Annotated in this window: 21 protein-coding genes, 1 pseudogene and 1 other annotated feature; of the genes and pseudogenes, 20 read left to right on the top strand and 2 right to left on the bottom strand. The window is 38.7% G+C overall.

Annotation, left to right across the window (positions count from 1 at the left end; all coding sequences use genetic code 11):
• The first annotated feature begins 6 nt into the window (after positions 1-6).
• The 10 genes from A3I9_RS0110820 to A3I9_RS0110770 all read left to right on the top strand — a co-directional run bounded on the left by A3I9_RS0110820 (position 7) and on the right by A3I9_RS0110770 (position 12,417).
• A complete protein-coding gene (locus A3I9_RS0110820; RefSeq protein ID WP_018379045.1) occupies positions 7-1,419 on the top strand; it encodes a glycosyltransferase in 1,413 nt (470 codons plus the stop codon).
• Positions 1,416-3,170, top strand: a complete 1,755-nt coding sequence (locus A3I9_RS0110815; RefSeq protein WP_018379044.1) for a rhamnan synthesis F family protein — start codon at positions 1,416-1,418, stop codon at positions 3,168-3,170. Before A3I9_RS0110820 ends, A3I9_RS0110815 begins: the two co-directional genes overlap by 4 nt.
• 30 nt (positions 3,171-3,200) lie before the next feature.
• Entirely contained in the window at positions 3,201-4,688 is a 1,488-nt protein-coding gene (locus A3I9_RS0110810) for a DUF2142 domain-containing protein (RefSeq protein ID WP_169333661.1), read from the top strand.
• Between the two features lie 25 nt (positions 4,689-4,713).
• Positions 4,714-5,991, top strand: a complete 1,278-nt coding sequence (locus tag A3I9_RS0110805; protein ID WP_018379042.1) for a lipopolysaccharide biosynthesis protein — start codon at positions 4,714-4,716, stop codon at positions 5,989-5,991.
• Positions 5,991-6,707, top strand: a complete 717-nt coding sequence (locus A3I9_RS0110800; protein ID WP_042361684.1) for a glycosyltransferase family 2 protein — start codon at positions 5,991-5,993, stop codon at positions 6,705-6,707. The genes A3I9_RS0110805 and A3I9_RS0110800 overlap by 1 nt, the downstream gene beginning before the upstream one ends.
• Before the next feature lie 8 nt (positions 6,708-6,715).
• Positions 6,716-7,069: a DUF2304 domain-containing protein gene (locus A3I9_RS0110795; protein WP_018379040.1), complete on the top strand. Its 354-nt coding sequence runs from the start codon at positions 6,716-6,718 to the stop codon at positions 7,067-7,069.
• A 1-nt stretch (position 7,070) separates the two neighbouring features.
• Positions 7,071-8,216 (top strand): glycosyltransferase, encoded by a 1,146-nt coding sequence (locus A3I9_RS0110790; protein WP_018379039.1) that lies wholly within the window; start codon positions 7,071-7,073, stop codon positions 8,214-8,216.
• 22 nt (positions 8,217-8,238) lie between these two features.
• Complete coding sequence (locus A3I9_RS0110785; protein ID WP_018379038.1) at positions 8,239-10,827, top strand: LTA synthase family protein; 2,589 nt, start codon at positions 8,239-8,241, stop codon at positions 10,825-10,827.
• 34 nt (positions 10,828-10,861) lie between these two features.
• Positions 10,862-11,788, top strand: coding sequence for a glycosyltransferase family 2 protein (locus A3I9_RS0110780; RefSeq protein WP_018379037.1), 927 nt, complete (start codon positions 10,862-10,864; stop codon positions 11,786-11,788).
• A 140-nt stretch (positions 11,789-11,928) separates the two neighbouring features.
• Positions 11,929-12,417 carry an EbsA family protein gene (locus A3I9_RS0110770; protein ID WP_018379036.1) on the top strand — a complete coding sequence of 163 codons (489 nt, stop codon included), beginning with the start codon at positions 11,929-11,931 and terminating at the stop codon, positions 12,415-12,417.
• On the opposite strand, the gene A3I9_RS0110765 is transcribed toward A3I9_RS0110770, so the two are convergent.
• Complete coding sequence (locus A3I9_RS0110765) at positions 12,406-12,603, bottom strand: ferredoxin (protein ID WP_026217445.1); 198 nt, start codon at positions 12,601-12,603, stop codon at positions 12,406-12,408. The two genes, A3I9_RS0110770 and A3I9_RS0110765, sit on opposite strands and share 12 nt — an antisense overlap.
• A 49-nt stretch (positions 12,604-12,652) precedes the next feature.
• Here A3I9_RS0110765 and A3I9_RS0110760 point away from each other — a divergent pair, with 49 nt between their 5' ends.
• From A3I9_RS0110760 to rplT, 5 genes are all read left to right on the top strand, one after another.
• Positions 12,653-13,123: an SAG1386/EF1546 family surface-associated protein gene (locus tag A3I9_RS0110760; RefSeq protein WP_018379034.1), complete on the top strand. Its 471-nt coding sequence runs from the start codon at positions 12,653-12,655 to the stop codon at positions 13,121-13,123.
• An 11-nt stretch (positions 13,124-13,134) separates the two neighbouring features.
• Positions 13,135-13,815 (top strand): (d)CMP kinase, encoded by a 681-nt coding sequence (gene cmk, locus A3I9_RS0110755; protein ID WP_018379033.1) that lies wholly within the window; start codon positions 13,135-13,137, stop codon positions 13,813-13,815.
• A gap of 23 nt (positions 13,816-13,838) precedes the next feature.
• Positions 13,839-13,963: a sequence feature (ribosomal protein L20 leader region), on the top strand.
• Between the two features lie 16 nt (positions 13,964-13,979).
• Entirely contained in the window at positions 13,980-14,510 is a 531-nt protein-coding gene (gene infC / locus A3I9_RS0110750; protein WP_018379032.1) for a translation initiation factor IF-3, read from the top strand.
• Positions 14,511-14,536: 26 nt separating this feature from the next.
• Positions 14,537-14,737 (top strand): 50S ribosomal protein L35, encoded by a 201-nt coding sequence (rpmI, locus tag A3I9_RS0110745; protein WP_018379031.1) that lies wholly within the window; start codon positions 14,537-14,539, stop codon positions 14,735-14,737.
• A gap of 45 nt (positions 14,738-14,782) precedes the next feature.
• Complete coding sequence (gene rplT / locus A3I9_RS0110740; protein ID WP_018379030.1) at positions 14,783-15,142, top strand: 50S ribosomal protein L20; 360 nt, start codon at positions 14,783-14,785, stop codon at positions 15,140-15,142.
• A 129-nt stretch (positions 15,143-15,271) separates the two neighbouring features.
• Here the strand turns inward: rplT and A3I9_RS0110735 are convergent, their stop codons facing one another.
• Complete coding sequence (locus A3I9_RS0110735; protein ID WP_018379029.1) at positions 15,272-17,443, bottom strand: LTA synthase family protein; 2,172 nt, start codon at positions 17,441-17,443, stop codon at positions 15,272-15,274.
• Positions 17,444-17,564: 121 nt separating this feature from the next.
• Between A3I9_RS0110735 and A3I9_RS0110730 the strand changes: the two genes are divergently transcribed.
• The 5 genes and pseudogenes from A3I9_RS0110730 to A3I9_RS0110710 all read left to right on the top strand — a co-directional run bounded on the left by A3I9_RS0110730 (position 17,565) and on the right by A3I9_RS0110710 (position 22,046).
• Complete coding sequence (locus tag A3I9_RS0110730) at positions 17,565-18,728, top strand: class I SAM-dependent rRNA methyltransferase (RefSeq protein WP_026217444.1); 1,164 nt, start codon at positions 17,565-17,567, stop codon at positions 18,726-18,728.
• A complete protein-coding gene (aroD, locus tag A3I9_RS0110725; RefSeq protein WP_018379027.1) occupies positions 18,725-19,399 on the top strand; it encodes a type I 3-dehydroquinate dehydratase in 675 nt (224 codons plus the stop codon). Before A3I9_RS0110730 ends, aroD begins: the two co-directional genes overlap by 4 nt.
• 1 nt (position 19,400) lies before the next feature.
• Positions 19,401-20,567, top strand: coding sequence for a chorismate synthase (aroC, locus tag A3I9_RS0110720; RefSeq protein ID WP_018379026.1), 1,167 nt, complete (start codon positions 19,401-19,403; stop codon positions 20,565-20,567).
• Positions 20,568-20,591: 24 nt separating this feature from the next.
• Positions 20,592-21,695 (top strand): annotated as a pseudogene (locus A3I9_RS12870) (prephenate dehydrogenase).
• Between the two features lie 12 nt (positions 21,696-21,707).
• On the top strand, positions 21,708-22,046 hold the full coding sequence (locus A3I9_RS0110710; RefSeq protein WP_018379023.1) for a YlbF/YmcA family competence regulator: 339 nt from the start codon (positions 21,708-21,710) through the stop codon (positions 22,044-22,046).
• Positions 22,047-22,408 lie beyond the last annotated feature (362 nt).

The following is a 22,408-nucleotide window of genomic DNA, read 5'->3' as shown; positions in this document are numbered from 1 at the left end:
GCCTACATGCTACCGAATCCTGTTGTATCAATTGTTTGCACGGTTTTTAACAAGGAACCGTGGTTGGAACAAACGATTCAAAGTTTTTTAGCTCAAAAAACAGAATTTCCTTTCGAAATTTTACTGATTGATGACGCTTCAACAGATGCTTCGGCAGTGATTATGCGTCACTATCAAGAACAATATCCAGAACTAATTCGCACTTTTTATAATGCGGAGAATCAAGGAATTTCACGTACTTGGGTTACCATTTGTAAAGAAACGAGAGGAAAATATATCGCTCGTTGTGATGGGGATGATTTTTGGCTAGACTCAGAAAAACTACAGAAGCAGGTAAATCTTTTAGAGAATCATCCAACAGCAAAATGGTCCAACACGGATTTTGATCTTTACAACGAAAAGGGTGAATTTGTTTCAGCAGCTGGCTTTAAGAATGGTTTGATTCCATTGGCGGATACCTTTGAGAAGATGCTTGCAACACGCGGGTTTACCATGGCTTCTACATGGCTGGTGGATCGTCAATTGATGCTTGAGGTCAATGAGGAGCTGGATTTAACCACTTCAGATGATACTTTTAATCTGCAAATGGACTTGTTTCAACGTACAGATTTAGCCTATCTACCAGAAGCAACGGTAGCTTATGTCGTAAATCAAGGTTCAGATTCTCGTCCTAAGGACTTTGAACGGATAAAGCGTCGTTTTAATGCCCTGCTGGAGACTCAAAAAAATTATTTAGATAAATATCCTGGTAGCGATTATCGTAAGATGCTAGACATCCTTCTAGACAGAAATAATATCTATGAATTAGAGTTGACCAAGAAATCCTATGGATTAGTTGATGTTGGTCTTGAAAAAGTGACCATCTATTTTGATAGGAATGGAGAAGGGTTTAGCGAAGATAGGCTTCAACAAAGCTCTTTACAAGTCAAGGAGCGCATACCTATTCGATTACCAGAAGGCTGTCAACGAATTCGTGTAGATTTATCAGAACAACCAAGTTTTTATAGCTATGTGCGATTAATTGCGAAACAGACTAACACAGAAATGATTCCAAGTTTTAAAAATGCGATTGTTATTGGAGACATCTATGCCTTTCCAAACCCTGATCCGCAAATTATCTATGAACTGCCTCAGGAAGTATATGGTCAAGAATTTTATTTGGAATATGAACTTCTAGACACGACCAACATCCAATCTAATGACTATATTGGAAAAATTTTATCTCAACATTTGTTAGATAAGACTGTTCAGGTGGAGCAGTTAATCCGTGAGAAGACAGAATTTATCCAGCAAATCAAGTATTTACAAGCAAGAGATAAGCAATTAGAAGAGATGACCCATGCTTATAATAGTGTCATTGGGTCACGGCGTTGGATTATTCCAACGAAAGTAATTAATTTCTTTAGGAGAAGAAAATGAAGCGTTTGCTGTTATATGTCCATTTTAATAAATTTCAGGAGCTTAGTCCGCATGTTGAGTATCAACTAACCAAAATGCGGCCAGTGTTTTCTAAAGTTGTTTTTATTTCAAATAGCGCATTTTCAGATAGCCTCCAAGAAAAATTACGCAACCAACATCTGATAGATGACTTTATTCAGCGAGAAAATATTGGTTTTGATTTTGCAGCATGGCGTGATGGCATGAATTTTCTTGGTTTTGAAACCTTGAAAGGTTATGACTCCGTAACGCTTATGAATGATACCTGTTTTGGCCCCTTGTGGGATATGGCTCCAATCTATGACAAGTTTGAATCGGATGACACGGTTGATTTTTGGGGGATGACCAACTTCCGTGCCAATCATCAGTTTAAAGAACATATCCAAAGTTATTACCTATCGTTTTCTCAAAAGGTCATTGTTTCAAAAACGTTTCAAGATTTCTGGATGGGGATTCAGAATTTTACCGATGTACAGGATGTGATTACACACTATGAGACACAGGTGACGACAAATCTAACAGATGCTGGATTCCGTTACCAGACTGTCTTTAACACGGTTGACGCAGATACTACAGGTATGTTGCATCCAGATTTTTCATATTACAATCCTACAGCTATCTTGAAAAATCATGTCCACTTTATCAAGGTGAAAACGATAGACGCCAACCAGCATATTACGCCTTACATCTTAAATGAAATAGAACGGGTATCGGATTATCCAGTGGATTTGATTGTGTCACATATGTCACAAATCAATTATCCGGATTTTAAATATCTGTTGGCACGGAAGTTTCTTGCCCCGAGCCCAGTTTCCTTTTCTGGGAATAAGAAAGTAGCAGTGCACTTGCATGTTTTTTACACCGACTTATTGCAGGAATTCTTGGATGCCTTTGCACAATTTTCATTTGATTATGATGTGTTTATCACAACAGATATTGAGGAAAAACGAAGTGAGATAGAGGCTATCTTGTCCGCCAATCAAGTGATTGCAAGGATTTTTGTGACAGGAAATATTGGTCGCGACGTTCTTCCGATGTTGAAATTGAAAGAACACTTGAAAGAGTATGATTACATTGGACATTTCCACACGAAAAAATCGAAAGAAGCGGATTTCTGGGCAGGAGAATCTTGGCGAAAAGAACTGATTGAGATGCTGGTTTTACCGGCCAACACTATCCTGGCAAATCTTGAAACAAGATCTGATTTAGGGGCCGTCATTGCGGATATTCCAACCTTTTTCCGTTACAATAAAATCGTGGATGCATATAATGAAAATCAGATTGCACCAGCCATGAATGATTTATGGCGACAAATGAATTTGAAAAAATCGGTTGATTTCAATAATCTACATACTTTCGTTATGTCCTATGGTACGTATGTCTGGTTTAAGTATGATGCTTTACAACCACTGTTCGATTTAAATCTGACAGATAAAGATGTTCCAGCAGAACCGTTGCCACAAAACTCTATTCTTCATGCGATTGAGCGCCTCTTAGTGTATATTGCTTGGGATAAAAACTACGATTTTCGCATTTCAAAAAATCCTCACGATTTGACAGCCTTTATTGATAATAAATTGCTTAATGAACGTGAAGATGCCTTGCCACACACTTATGTCAATTTCGACCATCTAGGTGGAATTAAAGGAGCCTTGAAATATATCGTAATCGGACCTGCAAGAGCGATAAAATATATCATCAACCGCACATTGCTTAAAGTAAAAAATAGTTAGATAGAGGAATGAAATAGTTAAAGAATGAATATGATAGAATTGATAAAGTCAAATTATAAATATGCCATCGCTGCCATGATAGCTTATGTTGTTATTTTAGTCTCTTATCCAGGTAATGTAGGGACTCCTAAGTTAGCGTATGTAGTCATAGTAGGAGGCTTGTTAGCGACTCTTTTTCTTCCTACCTTTTCAGGGAAGAAACATTATTACAAACTTCTTTATTTGGTAATTGCATTTTTGGGTGTTTCAGCGGCACTGTTGACCCCTGTTTTATATACACCTGATGAAACGGTCCACTATTCTCGTTCTCTCTATATTTCTACTGGGGAAGTCAATATGGACAATAAAAAAGAACACTTAGTGGTAACAGAGAATTACTTTCAAACGGTAGATGAACGAAAAGAACTGATTACAGGTACAGACTTGTTTCGTGTTCCAAACTCAGATAGGAAGCAAGATTTTTGGAAATTAGTAGACTTTCGTGCAACCAATGCTTATTCCTTCATCTCTTATATTCCTCAAGTAACAGGAATTCTGATTGCGAAGAGCCTTCACCTTAGTGCAGGGCATATGTTCTATTTGGGTCGTATTATGAATGCTCTTTTTTATGCCTTACTACTTGTGATTGCAGTAAGGCTAAGCGGTCGATTTAAGCAAATCATCTTGATGATGGGGATGTTGCCGATGAATATTATCTTGGCTGGATCCTACAACCAAGATGGAACGGCGGTTGGATTACAATTTGTTATTATTGGTTACTTTATTCATTTGCTTGAGAAAAAAGAGAAAATTCATTTTCGTCAAGTCTTATTATTTGCGATTTTATCGGGTCTGATGATTGTTTGTAAAATTCCTTACGTGATGTTATTTGGCTTGATAGTGTTTATACCCATTAAGCGTTTTAAAAATAGATGGACCTATTTTTCAGGTTGGGGATTGGGGATGTTACTTGCTATCCTTGCCCTTGTATGGTTTAAGGTGAGTAGCCAAGTTCATTTTAATTATACCGATGTTCAAAATGTGGATACTGGTAGGCAGATTGCAAGCATCTTAAACCAACCGGTTGCTTCTTTCCTTGTCCTTTTAAAAGAGTTCTTCAATATGGGATATAAGACAGAACAACTATGGCATTTTGGCTATTTGGATATTTTTATGACGAGCATGTACCCTTACCTAATGCTTCCAATTCTCTACATTATTGTGGGCAATACCAATAAGATTCAATTGAAAAATGTGACACGTAATGGCCTTGCCCTAGTCGGAAGTGCTATTGCATTTGCCATCATCTTATCAATGTATCTGTTAGTGACTCAAGTTGGTGGGAATACTGTTTTAGGAGTTCAAGGTCGTTATTATATGGGCGTTTATACGATGTACTTGCTCATTTTATCATCCTTCAAAATCAAGCATTTACAGATGGATCCTATCCCCGATAACTTTGTGATTCAAACTGGTATCATTATGTCATCGGCTGTCTTTTTACAAAGTATTACGTTGGCTTCTACATTCGTGAAGTAATCTGTTTTAGAAAGGAGGAAAAGAAATGAGTTCTCAAGCCATAAATGAGAAGAGCAACTACGTTTGGAATATGATTGGTTCTATTTTTACAGCCCTAATTTCGACGGTTCTTCTCTTGATTGCTTCTCGATTATTGTCACCAGCATCGTCAGATTTGTTCGGATTAGCTTATTCACTTGGTCAGCAATTTATCATTATTGGCTTGTTTCAAGTACGGGATTTTCAAGCAACAGATGTTCGCCAAACTTATTCTTTTTCTTCTTATCTGTTGACGCGTATGGTGACCGTTGGTCTCATGGTTGCAAGCACTTTGGGCTTTATTTGGTGGAATCAGTACAACCTGGAAAAATCAGTAGTGCTCTTTCTCTTGGTCCTATGTCGGGCTTGTGATGCTTTTTCGGATGTATTTCAAGGTTATTATCAACAACGTGGGCGTTCAGATTTGGCAGGAAAAATTCTTTTTTACCGCAGTCTTGCAGTTATGATTGGTTTTTTTGTCCTTCTTTTGGCAACCAAATCGCTGATGCTTGCCTGTTTGGGTATTTTCTTACTGAATTTTAGTATCATTTTCTTACTAGATTTACCTTATCTGCATTCTCATTTACAAGAAAAAATGTCTATCGTGCTGAATAGGGAGAGCTTTGAAAAAGTTATCGCATTGTTAAAAAGTTGTTTCCCTCTCTTTTTAAATGGGTTTTTATTGACTTATGTTTTCAATGAGCCTAAACTCGTCATCGATAAACTACTGACAACTGGTGAACTAGCTGCTGGCTTGCAGCGGAATTTTAATATCCTGTTTATGCCAGCCTTTGTGATGTCCCTCATGCTCATGATTTTACGTCCACTGATTACAAAATTATCTGATTTTTGGCTAGAAAAAAAATACCAGGAATTTTATGGACAGTTTGGAATGATTTCCCTCATTTTAACTGGACTGGGCTTTCTAGTGGTTGCATTGGGCTATTTTATCGGTACAGAGGTCTTAGGAATCGTATTTGGTGTGGCGTTAACAAGTTACAAGCTCCCCTTTGCTATCTTGTTAATCGGAGGGGTTTTCTACATGTTGGCAGCTATCATAGGAAATATCATGACCATTTTCCGAAAGCAAACGAATTTGTTACTTGTCTACCTCATCACTTTTATGGTATCCAAATTAGTGACAAATCCACTGGTGACGCAGTATGGAATGTTAGGAGCAGCGCTTAGTTTCTTGCTCTCTATGATAGCCTTTCTAGCAGCAAGTTTCTTGGTTTATTGGTTTGTAAACCGAGCCCTTACTCGAATCAATAATATATCAAAATAATGAAGAATTGTTTTAAGGAGAAAGTAGTGAAAGATATTTTAATTGTTATCCCAGCCTATAATGAGGAAGGATCCATCGAAACAGTTGTGTCTAATATTGTTCATCAGTACCCTCAATTTGACTATGTTGTCATCAACGATGGGTCAAAAGACCAAACTTCGAAAATTTGTCATCAGCATGGATTTAACATTATAGACTTACCTGTTAATTTAGGCTTAGCAGGTGCTTTTCAGACAGGTTTGCGTTATGCTTATGAAATGGGCTATAAAAAAGCTATCCAGTTTGATGCGGATGGTCAACATTTGCCTGAGTATATTCAGGACTTGTCTGATAAACTAGATCAAGGGTATAATATGACAATTGGTTCTCGCTTTGTGACCCAACCTCGCCCAAATAGTCTGCGTATGCTGGGAAATATTTTGATTTCTGGAGCCATTAAATTGACAACTGGGAAGACCATCAAGGATCCAACATCAGGGATGCGGATGTTAGACCAGTCTCTTATTAAAGAGTTTGCGATTAATCTCAATTACGGTCCTGAGCCAGATACGGTTTCCTACCTCATTCGCAAAGGTGCAAAGGTTGCAGAAGTCCAAGTAGAAATGAGAGAGCGTGAAACAGGTCAAAGCTACTTGACCCTAACTCGTTCTATTAAGTATATGTGGCACATGTTTGCTTCCATTTTGGTGATTCAGAATTTTCGACTTAGAAAGTAAAGATAGTTATGACAGTATTATTTCAAATTATTTTAATTTTTGTCTCTATTGCAACCATGGCAATGATTTTACAAAAAATTCGTAAGTCTAAGGTACAGATTGATGACGCTCTTTTTTGGCTCTTCTTTTCAGCGGTACTCCTAATTTTTAGTCTTTTTCCTCATCTAGCAGACTGGTTGGCACAACTGATGGGGATTGCTTCTCCAGTTAATTTCATCTTTTTATTGATCATCTTTTTATTGATGCTCCATCAATTTTTCTTGAGTCTTAAATTATCTATTTTGGACCAAAAATTGAAAGAATTGGTCCAAACGATTGCTATGAAAGAAAAATTAAATCACAATCAAGAGAGAGAGCAATAAGATGAAGCAAAATATCATTATGGTCAGTCATCATCTGGGCGGGATTGGCGGTGTGCAAAAAGTGGTAGACCAGCTAGCGCATCGCTTCGCTGAAGATGGGAATGTAGTAACAGTTATTGGCTGTGGTGTACAGAAAAAAGGAATTTTTCAGGCTGAGCAAAAAAATTACAAGGAAATTCTCCTTTACGATGAGGATATTTTCTTCACGAAGCCTTGGCTATTTTTTTCAGAAAAATATCTTCATCGAAAATTAGAAAAAACCTTGAGAAAAATGCTTGACTCTCTTGATACTGCTACCGTTATTTTAACAAATCCGGTTGTTTACTTATTGATGGAGAAAGTGATCAAGGATTACAACCACAAAGTAACCTTTATTGGACAAATGCATAATTCAGCGGATTATGTGTTTGAGTGTAAAGGTGCTTTTAAGGTTTATCCTTATATTATTAAAAATAAGTATAGGCACTTGGATCATGTTCTTTTTTTGACAAATGGAGATGCTGAAAGAGTGGCACTAGCCTATCAATTCCCAAGTCAACAAGTGTCTGCTATCGCCAATCCAATTTCAAAAGAGAAACATTACCAGTTTGATCGAACGGTGGTCAATGAAAATGAAATTGTCTTTATCGGCCGTCTAGATGTCATCAAGCAGTTAGACCATCTTGTTCACGTAGTGGGACTATTAGCAGAGAAATATCCAAAGTTGCACTGTTCGATTTACGGAACAGGGCCAGAAGAAGAACGCTTAAAAGAATTGATTCAATCACAAGGTTTAACCAACCAGATTACCTTACAGGGGTTTACAACAGATGCGGAAGGTGTTTTTCGTCAGTCACTTTTTTCTGTCTTGACATCTCACAGAGAAGGGTTTCCAATTTCCATGTTGGAATCGATAATGAATTCATCACCTGTTTTATCCTACAACTGTTCGCCCGGTGTGGAGCTTATCCAAGCAGGTAGTCCAGAATTACTTGTTGAACTCGATAATGTTGACGCATTTGCAGCCAAGATGGATGAATTGTTGCAGGACCGTACATATTTAGAAAAATTAGCAAAAAAGAGCTTTACGTATGTAAATGATACCTTCTCAGAAAATGCAATCGTAGCAGAGTGGTATCAGCTGATAGAAAGAATGAAAAAAATGTAAGTTGCTCTTTAGGAGGAAAATAATGAGAATACCAACCAAGAAAAATTGGTTTCAAACATTTGTACCGTATATCTTAGGAGTTGTTTTAATTGGGCTATTAGGCATTTATGCTTACAGTATTCGTCAAGAATTAAAAACGGCCTATAATCTTGGTCATGTCAAAATTGTTTCACATGAAGGTAGTCAAACGATTCGAAACATCTCCATAAATGGCTACACGATTGCTGATGAGCAAATTAAGGAACACGAGGGTTGGCTAGTTCATGACGTAGATCAAGTAGATACCTTGTATGCAACAGGGTCCCCTGCGAATAATTATCTATTGATTGACGGAGAAAGAAATACAAAATCACTTTCTTTTGAATTCTTTTCCATGTCTGAAGGAGTAGGATCAGTAGAAGTTTATATAGACGACACTCTCTATCAAACAATTAATACTACGTCTAAAGAAGGCGGTTGGTCCTTTGAAAATGTGAATTTCAAGCAAAGTTATTCAGTGGATAAAGGAAATCTAATCTGGTATTTGCAGCTAGTTGTATTTTTACTCGCTATTTTAGTGTTTGTTAGAAATCGTTATTACGAAACAGTTAGCAAAGTTAATCTGGTGAAATTTATATTGATTTCGTTGCTATCCGTTGCAACTTTATTATATGCGAGACAATTTCTTTACCAAGATTATTTCACGATCTTCCAGTTAAATTTCTTCTCAACAAGAGTCATATTGTTCCTTCCACTTTTGACACTCTTTATTGCTATTACTTTAAAGGTTTTCAAAGAAACAATCGGGAAAAAATACCATCTGGATAAGGTGCTTTACTACACGCTCACATTACCAGTGCCTTTTGTGATCTTTTTCATTCTTGAAAATACCTATTCGCAAGTCAGCAATATTTCTCAGTCTAGTATTCAGGCTAATTTACTCATGCTTTACGCTATTTTTTTGGTCATAGCATGTATGACTTCACTCAGGACCTCGGGCTTACTGTTAGCAGTTGTGGCGTTTGGACTAGGTGTTGCCAATAAGATTGTTATTGATTTTCGGAATGTGCCAATCCTGTTTTACAATTTGCTTCAAGTAAATGACGGATTAAATGTCGCACGAAATTTTGATTTTGTGCTAACCAATCGAATTATGCAATCATTAGTTGTCATGTGGATTGTTGTAATTATTCTATTCTTCCTACATAAGCCGCAATCTGTTTTACCGTATTTAAAAAATGATAAAACGACTCAAATAGGTCCAATTGAATTTTCAAAAAGGTTAGTGACTACTAAAGCTATCAAATTTGTAGTAGGTGCTCTTATCGGAGTATTCCTACTGCCAAATGTATTGTTGGGAATTGCTAAAAAAGAGGAGATAAAACTCAATCTTTGGAAGATGCAATCGACATATGCCCATGAAGGATTTGCTTTATCTTTTGCTAGTTTTTACCTTGATTCTATTATTGATCCACCTAAAGGCTATTCGAAAGAGAAGGTTGCTGAGATTATGGAACCATACAAGGCAATGGAAGCTGGCACGGCTAAAAAACCAAATATCATTATCATTCAAAATGAATCTCAGGCTGATTTTTCAAATATTCCAAATATGAAGATGGATCCAGATCCACTTGCTTTCCAGCATTCTTTGTCTGAAAATACGATAAAAGGCCGTTTGAATGTTTCAGTGTTTGGTGGTGGAACAGCTAATACAGAATATGAAGTTTTAACAAGCAATGCCTTAGGAAATATGTCTCCAACTATTTTTCCCTATCAGCAAATTGTAAATAGCGATAAAAATAGTTTTGCTAGAGCCCTAGATGCTCAAGGCTATCAGACGGTTGCGATGCACCCTCAAAGCAAGTTAAATTATAATCGTCATAATGTATACAATAACTTAGGTTTTGATTTGTCTTACTTTGATGATTCAGATCCAGAAATCAACAGCTTAATAGAAGATCCTGTAATGGAACGTGTGTATTTGTCAGATAAATCCCTCTTCCAAGGAATCAAAAAACTCTATGAAACAAAAAAGGATGAGCCACTCTTTAATTTTGTAGTCACCATGCAAAACCATGGTGGCTATCAAATGGACTATGAAAGCACCGTTAAAGTCAATGATTCTTTAACCAATTATCCGCAGGAGAGTCAATATTTGTCTCTGATTAAAAAGACAGATGATGATTTCAAAGATTTAGTGGAGTATTTTAAAGGTCAAACCGAGCCGACAGTTCTGGTCATGTATGGTGATCATCAGCCTCGATTATCTGAGGAGTTCTACAAAGACTTTTTAGACGACTCTGTCAAGAGTAATAAATACAGTGTACCATTTGTCATTTGGGCCAACTTTACCTTACCACAACACCCAGAAACAACCATGAGTCCAAACTATTTGGTTCCGTATTTAATGAATGTGCTTCAAGAAACGGAACATCCAATACCTAGCTCACCGTATTACCAATTCTTAAATGATGTTCGTCAACAGGTGCCAATCTTAACGACTTGGGGAACGCTGGGTCAGGATGGACAAGAAATCAAAGAACCAGAAAAAATTGAGGCATTCCATCATTATCAAATCATGGAATATTATAACGCTTTTGATAAACATACCCTTAATCAGTATTTTCAGTAATGGATCAAGTGCATAAAGAAAGTTGGAAGGTCACATGAAACTCTTATCTGTCGTAATTCCTTGTTTTAATGAGGAGGAGACAATTGAAACATGTTTGGTAGAATGCCAAAAAATAGAGAAAATCCTTTCAAAAGAGCTGACCTTTGAATATATCTTTGTAAATGATGGGTCTCAAGATTACAGTCTTGTTGTTCTGCGAAAACTAGCTTCTCGTTTTCAAAACGTTCATTACCTTTCCTTTTCACGGAATTTTGGGAAAGAGGCGGGGCTTTTAGCAGGGCTGAAGGAATCGAAAGGGGATTATGTCGTTGTAATGGATGTTGATTTGCAAGATCCTCCGGAATTATTGCCACAAATGTATCACAAGATACAAGAAGGGTATGATGTTGTGGGGACGCGGCGAATTGACCGTAAAGGTGAACCAATCATCCGTTCTTTCTTTTCCAAGCTCTTTTATTCCTTAATCAAAACAATATCCAATACAGAGATAGTAGATGGTGAACGTGATTTTCGCTTGATGACGCGTCAAGTGGTCGATAGCATCTTGGAACTACAGGAGGTTAATCGTTTTTCGAAGGGCTTGTTTTCTTGGGTTGGTTATGAAGTGACACACATCAGCTATGAAAATCGAGATCGTTCTGCAGGGCAGACCTCGTGGAGTTTTTGGTCGCTTGTTCGTTACTCCATAGATGGCTTTATCAATTTTTCAGAGTTGCCGTTAAATTTGGCAACCTGGTTTGGATTTCTAACCTTTTTACTTTCTATGCTAGCTATTCTTGTCATTGTAGTGAGAAAGTTACTATTTGGAGACCCAGTATCCGGTTGGGCCAGTACAGTGTCCATTATTCTGTTTATTGGGGGAATTCAACTGATGGCCCTTGGCATTATCGGTAAATACCTAGCAAAAATTTTCTTGGAAACGAAAAAGAGACCAATTTACATTATCAAAGAAAAGGGATGAAAATAGAAGGGAGAATTTGCGAGAGAATACTTATTTTCTCGCAGTTTTTCCATATTTTCCTTGTTCTCTTTCAAAAAATAAACAAAAAAAGCCATAGGATTTTTATGGCTTTTGTGTTAGAATAAATGAGGAGGCATGAGATGATTAAAATTTTCGGAAAGATGAGATATCACTGGCAACCAGAACTATCATGGGCGATTATTTATTGGTCTTTGGCCATGACTCCTATGTTTATTGGTTTGTCTCTGCTCTATGAACGAGCACAGATTGCAACGGCGATTTTTGTGATGTTCTTCCTTTTTGTCCTTCTAATGGGCATTGGGTTTCACCGCTTTTTTGTGATTGAGGATGAACAGATTTACATTGCCTCTTCCAATCCATTTACCAACCGTAGAATCACTATTTCAGGTATTCAAAAAATCGAGGTCACCATTTTATTTATCAAGATTTTTTCAAAAGAATTTCCTGATGGAAAAATTTACTACATGCGGAAATGGCCCAAAAAATATTTCGTGAATGCTTTGGTGCTCAATCCTCATTTTCAAGGTGAAATTGAGTTAGTAGACCACCTAGTTGCGCAAGATTATTTTGAAGAATATTATTCTGACAATGCAAAATCATTCCACTAAAATGGCCTTGGTTGGACAAGATTTTACAGCACGTAAGATAGCTGGGTCTTCTAAAAAGTCAGCGGATTGGCTGTGTGGTTGATCAGCTAGGATGACAATACCGTCATCATCATAATCAAAGATATTGGAATAGGTTTGACAAAGCCCGCAGGCAATACATTTTTCTGGGATTAGTTGAACTTTCATACTGTTATTGTAAACAAGATACTTAAAAAAAACAAGGAGAAACACTGAAATGTCACAAGAACCATGGAACGATGAGATTTATGATGGAAATGAAAAAAGTAGAAGAGGTCGTACAGAAAAAGGCAGTATGGCAAATAGAGTCTTTACGATATTGGCAGTGCTATTCTTGATTATAGTGATTGCGATTACCGCGTTGGCCATTTATCTATCGAATGGAGGTAGTAAAACCAATTCGAAACAAGAGTTTTATCAGTCAAGCACTTCGAGTGCTATTGTTGCTAGTAGCACCACTCAAACTGCTCCTCCAGCAGAGAGTAGCGCACCTCAAGAGGAAGCAACGACTGAATCTTCAGCGCCAGCTGAAGACGGTTCAACATTAACGGTTCAAGCTGGTGAAGGAGAGGCTATGATTGCAGCTCGCGCTGGAATTTCGATTGCAGACTTAGAACGATTGAACCCAGAAAAAATGACTACGGGTACCTGGTTGGCTCACCCAGGAGATACAGTACGGATTAAGTAAAAAGAGGAATTATGAAATCAATTCAAATTGCGATTGACGGGCCTGCTTCTAGTGGGAAGTCAACTGTTGCGAAAATTATTGCCAAGGATTTTGGCTACACTTACTTAGACACAGGTGCGATGTACCGCTGTGCGACCTATTTAGCTCTGAAAAATCATTTAACAGAAGCAGATATTCCAAGCCTTTTAGCAGAATTAGCTGATCATCCTATCAGTTTTGGGAAGGCAGCAGATGGTAGTCAACTAGTCTTTCTTGGGGATACAGATGTGACATTGGCAATCCGGCAAAATGATGTGACAAATAATGTGTCATGGGTTTCTGCGATTCCCGAAGTGCGTCAAGAACTGGTCGCGCAACAACAGAGAATTGCAGAAGCTGGTGGTATTGTCATGGATGGCCGTGATATTGGGACAGTTGTCTTGCCGCGAGCAGAATTAAAAATCTTCTTGATTGCATCTGTCGAAGAACGAGCTCTTCGTCGATTTAAGGAAAATCAAGAAAAAGGCATTCCAACTGATTTGGAAATCTTGAAAGAAGAAATTGCAGCGCGTGATTACAAGGATAGTCATCGGAAAGTGTCACCATTGATGGCGGCAGATGATGCCATTACATTTGATACCACTGGTGTGTCAATTGATGAAGTTGTTGCATTTATTTCAGAAAAAGCGAAAGAAATTCTTGACAAGGAATAAAAGTATTGGTATACTATCAATATTGAGAAAAGCAGAAGTGAGAGCTTCTCGCCTTGCGACTTCGGTTGTCTGGCCCTACATGTCAAGATTCCTTTGGGAATATTATGTGTGCGGGTCTGATTTATTAGGTCCGCCTTTGTTTTTCTCGAAAAAAATAAAATGAGGTGAAAGCCATAGCAAAGCAAGATTTGTTCATCAATGATGAAATTCGTGTGCGGGAAGTTCGTCTTATCGGTCTCGATGGTGAACAGTTAGGAATCAAACCACTCGCAGAAGCACAGTCCCTAGCAGACGCTGCCAACGTTGACTTGGTACTGATTCAACCGCAAGCTAAACCACCTGTTGCAAAAATTATGGACTACGGTAAGTTCAAATTTGAGTATCAGAAAAAACAAAAGGAACAACGCAAGAAACAAAGCGTTGTCACTGTGAAAGAAGTTCGTCTCAGTCCTGTTATTGATAAGGGAGACTTTGAGACCAAACTTCGTAATGCCCGTAAATTCCTTGAAAAAGGAAACAAGGTTAAAGTATCCATTCGATTTAAAGGTCGGATGATTACGCACAAAGAAGTTGGAGCAAAAGTCCTTGCAGAATTTGCAGAAGCAACGCAAGATATTGCGATCATTGAGCAACGTGCAAAGATGGATGGACGTCAGATGTTCATGCAACTTGCCCCAAATTCAGAAAAAAAATAAGCTTAGAGAGCTAAAGGAGAATAACAATGCCAAAACAAAAAACTCACCGCGCATCAGCTAAACGTTTCAAACGTACAGGTTCTGGTGGATTGAAACGCTTCCGCGCCTTTACTTCACACCGTTTCCACGGTAAAACTAAGAAACAACGTCGTCACCTTCGTAAAGCAGGTATGGTACATGCTGGTGACTTTAAACGTATCAAAGCAATGCTTACTCGCATGAAATAAGCAAACATAGACTAGAAATTAGAGAATTATTCGGAGGAAAAATAAATGGCACGTGTTAAAGGTGGCGTTGTTTCACGCAAACGTCGTAAACGTATTTTAAAATTAGCTAAAGGTTACTATGGAGCAAAACATCTCTTGTTCCGTACTGCAAAAGAGCAAGTAATGAACTCTTACTACTATGCATACCGTGACCGTCGTCAAAAGAAACGTGATTTCCGTAAATTATGGATTACTCGTATCAACGCGGCTGCTCGTATGAATGGTTTGTCATATTCACAATTGATGCACGGTTTGAAATTGGCTGAAATCGAAGTAAACCGTAAAATGCTTGCTGACTTGGCTGTTAACGATGCAGCAGCATTCACAGCTCTTGCAGATGCAGCGAAAACAAAACTTGGTAAATAATCAAAAAAATGAGCGAAAGCTCATTTTTTTGATTACTTCAAGCCAGTTTTTCTCGCAGAGAAAAATGAGAAAACCACCAGCTATGCTGGTGGCTGATAAGTAAAAAATAATAGAGGAAGTTTTCCTCTATTATTTTTTTTGAGTTGAACTGGAAGTTGTAGTGGTTCCAGTTGTGTCAGTGGTTGTGGTGCCGTAGAGTTCTTGATAACTTGGTGATGTAAACAAATCAGCGGTTGTCTTATTTCCGTTTTTGCTATAGAGACTCGTTGATTTATCTCCTAGTGTTTTTTCAAGTTTAATTTCGGCGGCCAATGAATCAATATATGAATATTGGCTAGTATCCAGAGGGGTTAAATCATTTTTTAAGAAACGAATGAGGTCACCTGTTTGCACAGCGTCACTGGCTGAGAGTTGTGAATCAGCAGCAGACTCAATTGCTTCGATTTCTTTTTGTGTTGTTTCATCTGGATTAGTAATTTCTTGTCCTGTTTCAGTATAGTAGAGTTTACCAGCGTAGCTGGTGTATTTAGGAGTAATAAAGCTACCAGATGTACGCATTGCTACCACCTGATCATGTTCATTAGAGAGTAAATCTTGTCCAACCTGGATGTACTGACTAGCATCAAGTCCAAGCAAGTGTTCAAGCGTTGGCAAGGCATCAATTTCACCACCATAGGTATTAATGATACCACCATTTGTCATACCTGGAACAACAATCATGTAAGGTACGCGTTGGAGCATGGCATTGTCATAATCAGACCACACTTCTGAATCTTTGCCTAATAGTGGTGCCAAATCAGGGTTACGAGAATTGGAAATGCCGTAATGGTCTCCATACAAAATAATGATGGAGTTGTCATATAGACCAGCTGCTTTTAAATAGTCGAAGAAAGACTTGATCGCAGCATCTAGATAATTAGCGGTAGCAAAGTAACCATTGATGGTTTCGTCTTTTGTTTGAGCTAGCGGGAAACCAATCTCATCTCCAATCAAGCTAGTTGTGTAAGGATAGTGGTTGGAAACGGTGATGAATTTGGTGTAGAAGGGTTGCTGCATGCGTTCTAGATACTGAATGGAATCAGCAAACATAATCTTGTCATTCAAACCATACTGGAAGGAATTTTCATCAGTTTGTTCGCTAAAGTAGGAAGCGTCAAAGAAGTAATTGTAGCCCCATTGTTTGTAGGTGTTGTTTCGGTTCCAAAAGGCCGCCGCATTTCCGTGGAAAACTGCTGAAGTTTTATATCCTGCCTTCTCAGACAGAATATAGGGCGCTGCTTGTTGGGTATTGCTACCGCCGTATTGAACCATGAAAGAACCCTGTGACAAACCAAAAAGTGAATTTTCAAGCATGGTTTCTGCGTCCGATGTCTTCCCAGCTTTGACTTGATGAAAGAAGTTTGAAAAGGCCAGCGTCGACTTGGAGTGGTACAGAGAGTTCAAAAATGGCGTGACTTCATGCTCTGTTCCATCAATATTGAGCTTGTAGTCAATGATGAACTGTTGCAAGCTTTCTAGATGAAGATAGATGACATTTCGCCCTTTTGCAATCCCAAAGTAGTTTGGGTTTGGAGCAGCATAATGGTCAGCAACATAGGCCTGAACGGGTTTCAAATCATTAGCTGAAGCTTCAGAACGGTCCTTATGGGCTGAGTAGGTCTGGTTGGCATTGTAGCCTAAAAACGCTGGAAGTCCAAGGGCACGGACAATGTAAGTATTGGAGAAACCACGTGATAACAACTCTGGTCGATCAATTTCTGCTAAGAAAAGATTGGCTGAAAAGAGCATGACTGAGAGTGCAGTTACTGCAAAACTGGCTCGTTTGTTAAAAGGTTTCTCATCTAATATAAATTTTTTACGAGAAAAATAAAAATAAATGACAGCAATGAAGTCGATAAAATAGACTAGATCCCAAATGCGGAAGAGTTTCATTGCCGCCTCTCCTAAACCTGCAGAGACACTCGAACTGGCAAGCATTGTCGAAATGGAGATGTAATCTGTAAATTCTCGATAATAGATGGCATTCGAAAAGAGCCAAGCAAACAAAATGATATAAATGAGGCTCGCAATCGTATAGAAAATCTTTGTCCGTTTAATATAGAGAGCCAGTCCAATCAACAATAAGGCAATTGGAATGGGGTTGATAAAGGCGATGAAATTCTGATAAAAACCTTTGGTATCTAAGTTGAAATCAACTACATAAGCCCATAGGCTCTTTAACCAATAGGTTATGACGAGAAGTAGTACAAACCCTAAACGGGAATGTACCATGGTTGATAGGTAATGTTTAATTTTTTTCACAAAAATGTCCTCTTACTGTACAAGTTCTAACATCTCAGTCCATTATAACACATTTTCAAAATAACCTTCAAATACAGAAGTTTTTTTGAGATATAAGCCAAAATTTGATATAATGAAGATTATGGAAAAACTTAGGATAAACCGATATGCAGAAAAGAAAATCAAGCAGGGGATTTGCTTGTTAGACAGTGCAGATTTTCAGAAATTAACCTTGGACAATCAATTAATAGAATTAGTTTCTGAACAAGGGATATCGCTAGGGACTGCCTATCTTTCGAAGCAAAATAAGGGAGTAGGTTGGGTCATTACACGGAAGGTTCAATCTGTAGATGTGACTTTTTTTGAGCTATTGTTTCAACAGGCAAAGAAAAAGCGTCTGCATTTTCAGCAGTCAACTGAGACCACTGCTTACCGTCTCTTCAATCAAGATGGAGATGGATTTGGAGGTTTAATCATAGACCTATACAATGATTTTGCAGTTTTCTCTTGGTATAATGAATTTGTATACACCTTAAAAGAGAAGATTCTTTCTGCATTTCAGCAGGTCTATCCTGAAGTACAAGGAGCGTATGAAAAAATCCGCTTCAAAGGGTTGGATAAGGAATCAGACCATCTGTACGGTCAAGAGGCGCCTGAATATTTTACAGTTGTAGAAAATGGAGTTGCCTATCAGGTCTTTTTAAACGATGGGTTAATGACTGGGATTTTCTTAGATCAACATGAGGTCAGAGGTTCGCTTGTGGATGGTTTAGCTGCAGGCAAAACTGTTCTCAATATGTTTTCCTATACTGCTGCTTTTTCGGTAGCGGCTGCTATGGGAGGAGCATCATCCACTGTTTCTGTGGATTTAGCAAAGCGATCGAGAGAGTTATCAGAGGCACATTTTTTGGCGAATGGCCTAGATGTGCAGGATAATCAGCTTGTTGTCATGGATGTTTTTGACTATTTCAAATACGCAAAACGGCATGGGATGAGGTTTGATCTGATTGTCCTTGATCCACCAAGCTTTGCCCGTAATAAGAAACAAACATTCTCCGTTGCAAAAGACTATCATCGTCTGATTTCACAAGCATTAGATATTCTGAAGCCAGATGGTGTATTGATTGCTTCAACAAATGCGGCAAATGTCAGCCTTGAAAAATTCAAGCAGCAGATTGAAAAAGGGTTTGCTGGAGTACAGCACAGCTATCTTGCAACCCATCGTTTGCCTAGCGATTTTTCATACAATAAAAACGACGAAAGTAGTAATTACCTTAAGGTCTTTACGATACAGGTGAAAAGATGAAAATTGTAGTTCCAATTATGCCAAAATCGATTGCAGATGTGGAAGCAATTGACGTAGAAAGGCTAGAAGATGCGGATTTAATTGAATGGCGAGCAGATGTTTTGCCAAAAGAAGATATTCTAACAGTTGCTCCAGCAGTCTTTGAAAAATTTTTAGGTCGGGAAATCATCTTTACCATTCGCACACGTCAAGAGGGTGGCAATATCAATTTGACCGATCAAGAATATGTGGCCCTGATTAAAGAAGTTGCAGCCTTGTACCAACCAGAATTTATTGATTTTGAGTACTATTCTCATCAAGCTGTATTTGAACAAATGTTAGATTTTCCAAATCTAGTGTTGAGTTACCATAATTTCCAAGAAACACCAGAAAATTTCATGGAGATTATGTCTGAATTAACTAGCTTATCGCCAGCAGTAGTAAAAATGGCTGTAATGCCTCGCACAGAACAAGATGTACTAGATGTCATGAACTACACAAGAGGTTTCAAAACTTTGAATGCTGCACAATCATACGCTACTATGTCTATGGGTGACTTAGGCAAGCTTTCACGTTTATCAGGAAGATTAACAGGTTCTTGTTGGACGTTTGCTAGCTTAGATGAAGCGAGTGCCCCTGGACAAATTTCACTTGGAACGATGAAAAAGTTTTTAGAGGAATTGGAGGACTAAGATGAGATATCTGACTGCTGGAGAGTCACATGGCCCTCGCTTAACAGCAATTATCGAAGGAGTTCCTGCTGGCCTATCGTTGACTGTTGAGGATATCAACGTGGACCTAAAGCGCCGCCAAGGAGGGTATGGTCGCGGAGGTCGGATGAAAATTGAATCTGATCAGGTTGAAATAACCTCAGGAGTTCGCCATGGGAAGACAACCGGTGCTCCGATTACACTGCATGTGGTCAATAAGGACCATCAAAAGTGGTTGGATATCATGTCAGTAGAAGACATTGAGGATCGTTTAAAATCAAAACGTAGAATTGCTCGTCCTCGACCAGGTCACGCCGATTTGGTCGGCGGGATGAAGTACCGTTTTGACGATCTCCGCAATTCACTTGAGCGGTCATCTGCTCGTGAGACGACTATGCGCGTGGCAATTGGTGCGGTGGCCAAGCGGATATTGACGGAACTCAGCATTGAAATTGCAAACCATGTCGTTGTTTTCGGCGGAAAAGTGATTGACGTCCCAGAAGGACTGACCGTTTCTCACATTAAAGAGCTAGCTAAAGAGTCTGAAATTTCTGTTGTCAATCGGGAACGAGAGCAGGAAATCAAGGATTATATTGATCAAATCAAGCGTGAAGGCGATACTATTGGTGGGGTTATTGAGACTGTTGTCGGTGGTGTTCCCGTTGGACTTGGGTCCTATGTACAGTGGGATAAAAAACTGGATGCTAAATTGGCACAGGCAGTTGTTTCCATCAATGCCTTTAAAGGAGTTGAGTTTGGGATGGGCTTTCAGGCTGGTCACCATAAGGGGTCTGAAGTCATGGATGAAATTCTCTGGAATGAAGAAGAGGGCTACACACGTCGGACCAATCATTTAGGTGGTTTTGAAGGTGGTATGACCAATGGTCAACCATTGGTCATTCGAGGAGTGATGAAACCAATTCCAACCCTTTATAAACCTCTCATGTCCGTTGATATTGACACGCATGAGCCTTACAAGGCGACAGTCGAACGTTCAGATCCAACGGCCTTACCTGCTGCTGGAGTTGTCATGGAAGCTGTCGTGGCTACGGTACTAGCTCAGGAAATACTTGAAAAGTTTTCTTCAGATAATATGGAAGAATTGAAAGCAGCTGTTCAATCGCATCGAACATTTGTTAGAAACTTTTAACAGAAAGCTGCGAGAGGAGATGAGATGGGAAAAACGATTTATATCGCAGGTCTTGGTTTGATTGGTGCATCAATAGCCTTAGGAATTCGACGAGATCACCCAGATTATCGTATTCTGGGCTATAACTGAGGGGAAGAGTCGCGCCAGATTGCTCTGGAAAAAGGTTTTGTAGATGCGGTATCAGCTGATTTTACAGAATTTTTGCCAGAAGCAGATGTCATTCTACTTACGGTTCCAATTGCACAAGTGATAGAGTTGCTCAAAATACTAGCAGGTCAATCTTTGAAAGAGGGAGTCTTGGTCACAGATGCCGGTTCCACTAAGGAAATGATTACAACGGTAGCCGATCAATATCTTGCCCCACTGGGAATTAATTTTATCGGTGGGCATCCAATGGCCGGTAGCCATAAGACAGGTGCTATTGCAGCAGATGTCAATCTGTTTGAGAACGCCTATTATATTTTTACTCCTTCTCAGGCAACGCAAAAAGATGCGATAGCTCGCATGATTGATCTACTATCAGGTTTACATGCCCGTTTCATTGAAATCGATGCGGCAGAACATGGTCGAGTGACCAGTCAGATTTCCCACTTTCCGCATGTATTGGCTTCTAGTCTGATGCATGAGGCTGGCGAATATGCCTTAGAGCATCCCTTCACAAATAACTTTGCGGCTGGTGGTTTCCGTGATATGACGCGGATAGCAGAAAGCGAGCCAGGGAAGTGGACGAGTATCCTTTTGACGAACGGGGAAAAGATTGTGGAGCGGATAGCAGATTTTCAAAAACGCTTGTCGCTGATTTCGGAACAAATCCTTCAAAAAGATGCAGATAGCCTTTGGAAATTCTTTGCGACTGGACGTGACATTCGGCAAGAAATGGAAATTCATAGACGAGCTGGTGTGGATAGCTTTTATGATATTTTTATCATGGTTCCTGATGAAGAAGATGTGATTCTCAAGGTATTGGAATTGTTACGCGGGATTTTTGTCGTCAACATTCGGATCAATGAAGAAAATCGTGAAGATATTCATGGTATTTTACAAATTACGTTTAAAAATAAAGGGGATTTGGATCGGGCTGCGCAGGTTATTCGAACGCATACGTCTTATCCATTCACCATCAAATAGGAGGAGAACATCATGTCTCAAAACATTTATGATTTGGCCAACGAGCTAGATCGTGCGATTCGTCAATTGCCTGAATACAAGGCGGTGGAAGTTGTGAAGGTCTCAATTGAAGGAAATCCAGAAGCAAAGACCATTTTAGAGCAATATTTGGCCTTCCAGTCTGATTTGCAACAACAATTACAAGCAGGACAGATTCCAAATGATGACGTACAAGAAAAAATGAAGGAATTTAACAGACATGTCCAAGCCAATCTACTGTTAACAGAGTACTTCAGTAAGCAGCAGCAACTTTCCATTTACATTTCTGACTTGGAAAAAATCATTTTTAAACCATTGCAAGATTTGTTTTGATGTCATACTGAAAAGTGTGTCAAATCAAAATTTTCAGAAAAAAGAGAATTTATTCAGAAAAATGCTTGACAAGTGAATAAAAAAGTATTATTATCTTAGTAACCTTAAAAGAAACGAGAAATGGAGACGGGTCTATGTTATTGAGTTGTCAGAACTTAACTAGCAATCATCGTTATTACTACAGCTACTTTAGATAGTGTTTGTAGACATGGTTAACATGGATACAAACACGGAAACGTTTTGTTTGTATCTATGTGGCTGTGGTAATTTCGACGTGTGTCCGCATAGATGAAAATCTAAATGGGCACGAAAGACTCCAATTGTTTTCGTTTTACGCTTGTAAAAGGGACCGTTTAGATTGA

It is taken from the genome of Streptococcus ovis DSM 16829 (assembly GCF_000380125.1).
In the GTDB taxonomy this organism is placed as follows: domain Bacteria; phylum Bacillota; class Bacilli; order Lactobacillales; family Streptococcaceae; genus Streptococcus; species Streptococcus ovis.
Note: the sequence above shows the minus strand (reverse complement) of the source record. Positions and strands in the feature narration are given on the sequence as shown.

What these genes read in the sequence shown, in the direction of transcription:
- rplT (WP_018379030.1), top strand. Translation starts at nt 14,783, where the DNA reads ATGGCACGTGTTAAAGGTGGCGTTGTTTCACGCAAACGTCGTAAACGT.
- A3I9_RS0110790 (WP_018379039.1), top strand. Translation starts at nt 7,071, where the DNA reads ATGAAGCAAAATATCATTATGGTCAGTCATCATCTGGGCGGGATTGGC.
- A3I9_RS0110770 (WP_018379036.1), top strand. Translation starts at nt 11,929, where the DNA reads ATGATTAAAATTTTCGGAAAGATGAGATATCACTGGCAACCAGAACTA.
- cmk (WP_018379033.1), top strand. Translation starts at nt 13,135, where the DNA reads ATGAAATCAATTCAAATTGCGATTGACGGGCCTGCTTCTAGTGGGAAG.
- rpmI (WP_018379031.1), top strand. Translation starts at nt 14,537, where the DNA reads ATGCCAAAACAAAAAACTCACCGCGCATCAGCTAAACGTTTCAAACGT.
- aroC (WP_018379026.1), top strand. Translation starts at nt 19,401, where the DNA reads ATGAGATATCTGACTGCTGGAGAGTCACATGGCCCTCGCTTAACAGCA.
- A3I9_RS0110795 (WP_018379040.1), top strand. Translation starts at nt 6,716, where the DNA reads ATGACAGTATTATTTCAAATTATTTTAATTTTTGTCTCTATTGCAACC.
- A3I9_RS0110710 (WP_018379023.1), top strand. Translation starts at nt 21,708, where the DNA reads ATGTCTCAAAACATTTATGATTTGGCCAACGAGCTAGATCGTGCGATT.
- A3I9_RS0110800 (WP_042361684.1), top strand. Translation starts at nt 5,991, where the DNA reads ATGAAGAATTGTTTTAAGGAGAAAGTAGTGAAAGATATTTTAATTGTT.
- A3I9_RS0110785 (WP_018379038.1), top strand. Translation starts at nt 8,239, where the DNA reads ATGAGAATACCAACCAAGAAAAATTGGTTTCAAACATTTGTACCGTAT.
- A3I9_RS0110760 (WP_018379034.1), top strand. Translation starts at nt 12,653, where the DNA reads ATGTCACAAGAACCATGGAACGATGAGATTTATGATGGAAATGAAAAA.
- A3I9_RS0110780 (WP_018379037.1), top strand. Translation starts at nt 10,862, where the DNA reads ATGAAACTCTTATCTGTCGTAATTCCTTGTTTTAATGAGGAGGAGACA.
- A3I9_RS0110810 (WP_169333661.1), top strand. Translation starts at nt 3,201, where the DNA reads ATGATAGAATTGATAAAGTCAAATTATAAATATGCCATCGCTGCCATG.
- A3I9_RS0110730 (WP_026217444.1), top strand. Translation starts at nt 17,565, where the DNA reads ATGGAAAAACTTAGGATAAACCGATATGCAGAAAAGAAAATCAAGCAG.
- A3I9_RS0110805 (WP_018379042.1), top strand. Translation starts at nt 4,714, where the DNA reads ATGAGTTCTCAAGCCATAAATGAGAAGAGCAACTACGTTTGGAATATG.
- A3I9_RS0110820 (WP_018379045.1), top strand. Translation starts at nt 7, where the DNA reads ATGCTACCGAATCCTGTTGTATCAATTGTTTGCACGGTTTTTAACAAG.
- A3I9_RS0110815 (WP_018379044.1), top strand. Translation starts at nt 1,416, where the DNA reads ATGAAGCGTTTGCTGTTATATGTCCATTTTAATAAATTTCAGGAGCTT.
- aroD (WP_018379027.1), top strand. Translation starts at nt 18,725, where the DNA reads ATGAAAATTGTAGTTCCAATTATGCCAAAATCGATTGCAGATGTGGAA.
- A3I9_RS0110765 (WP_026217445.1), bottom strand. Translation starts at nt 12,603, where the DNA reads ATGAAAGTTCAACTAATCCCAGAAAAATGTATTGCCTGCGGGCTTTGT.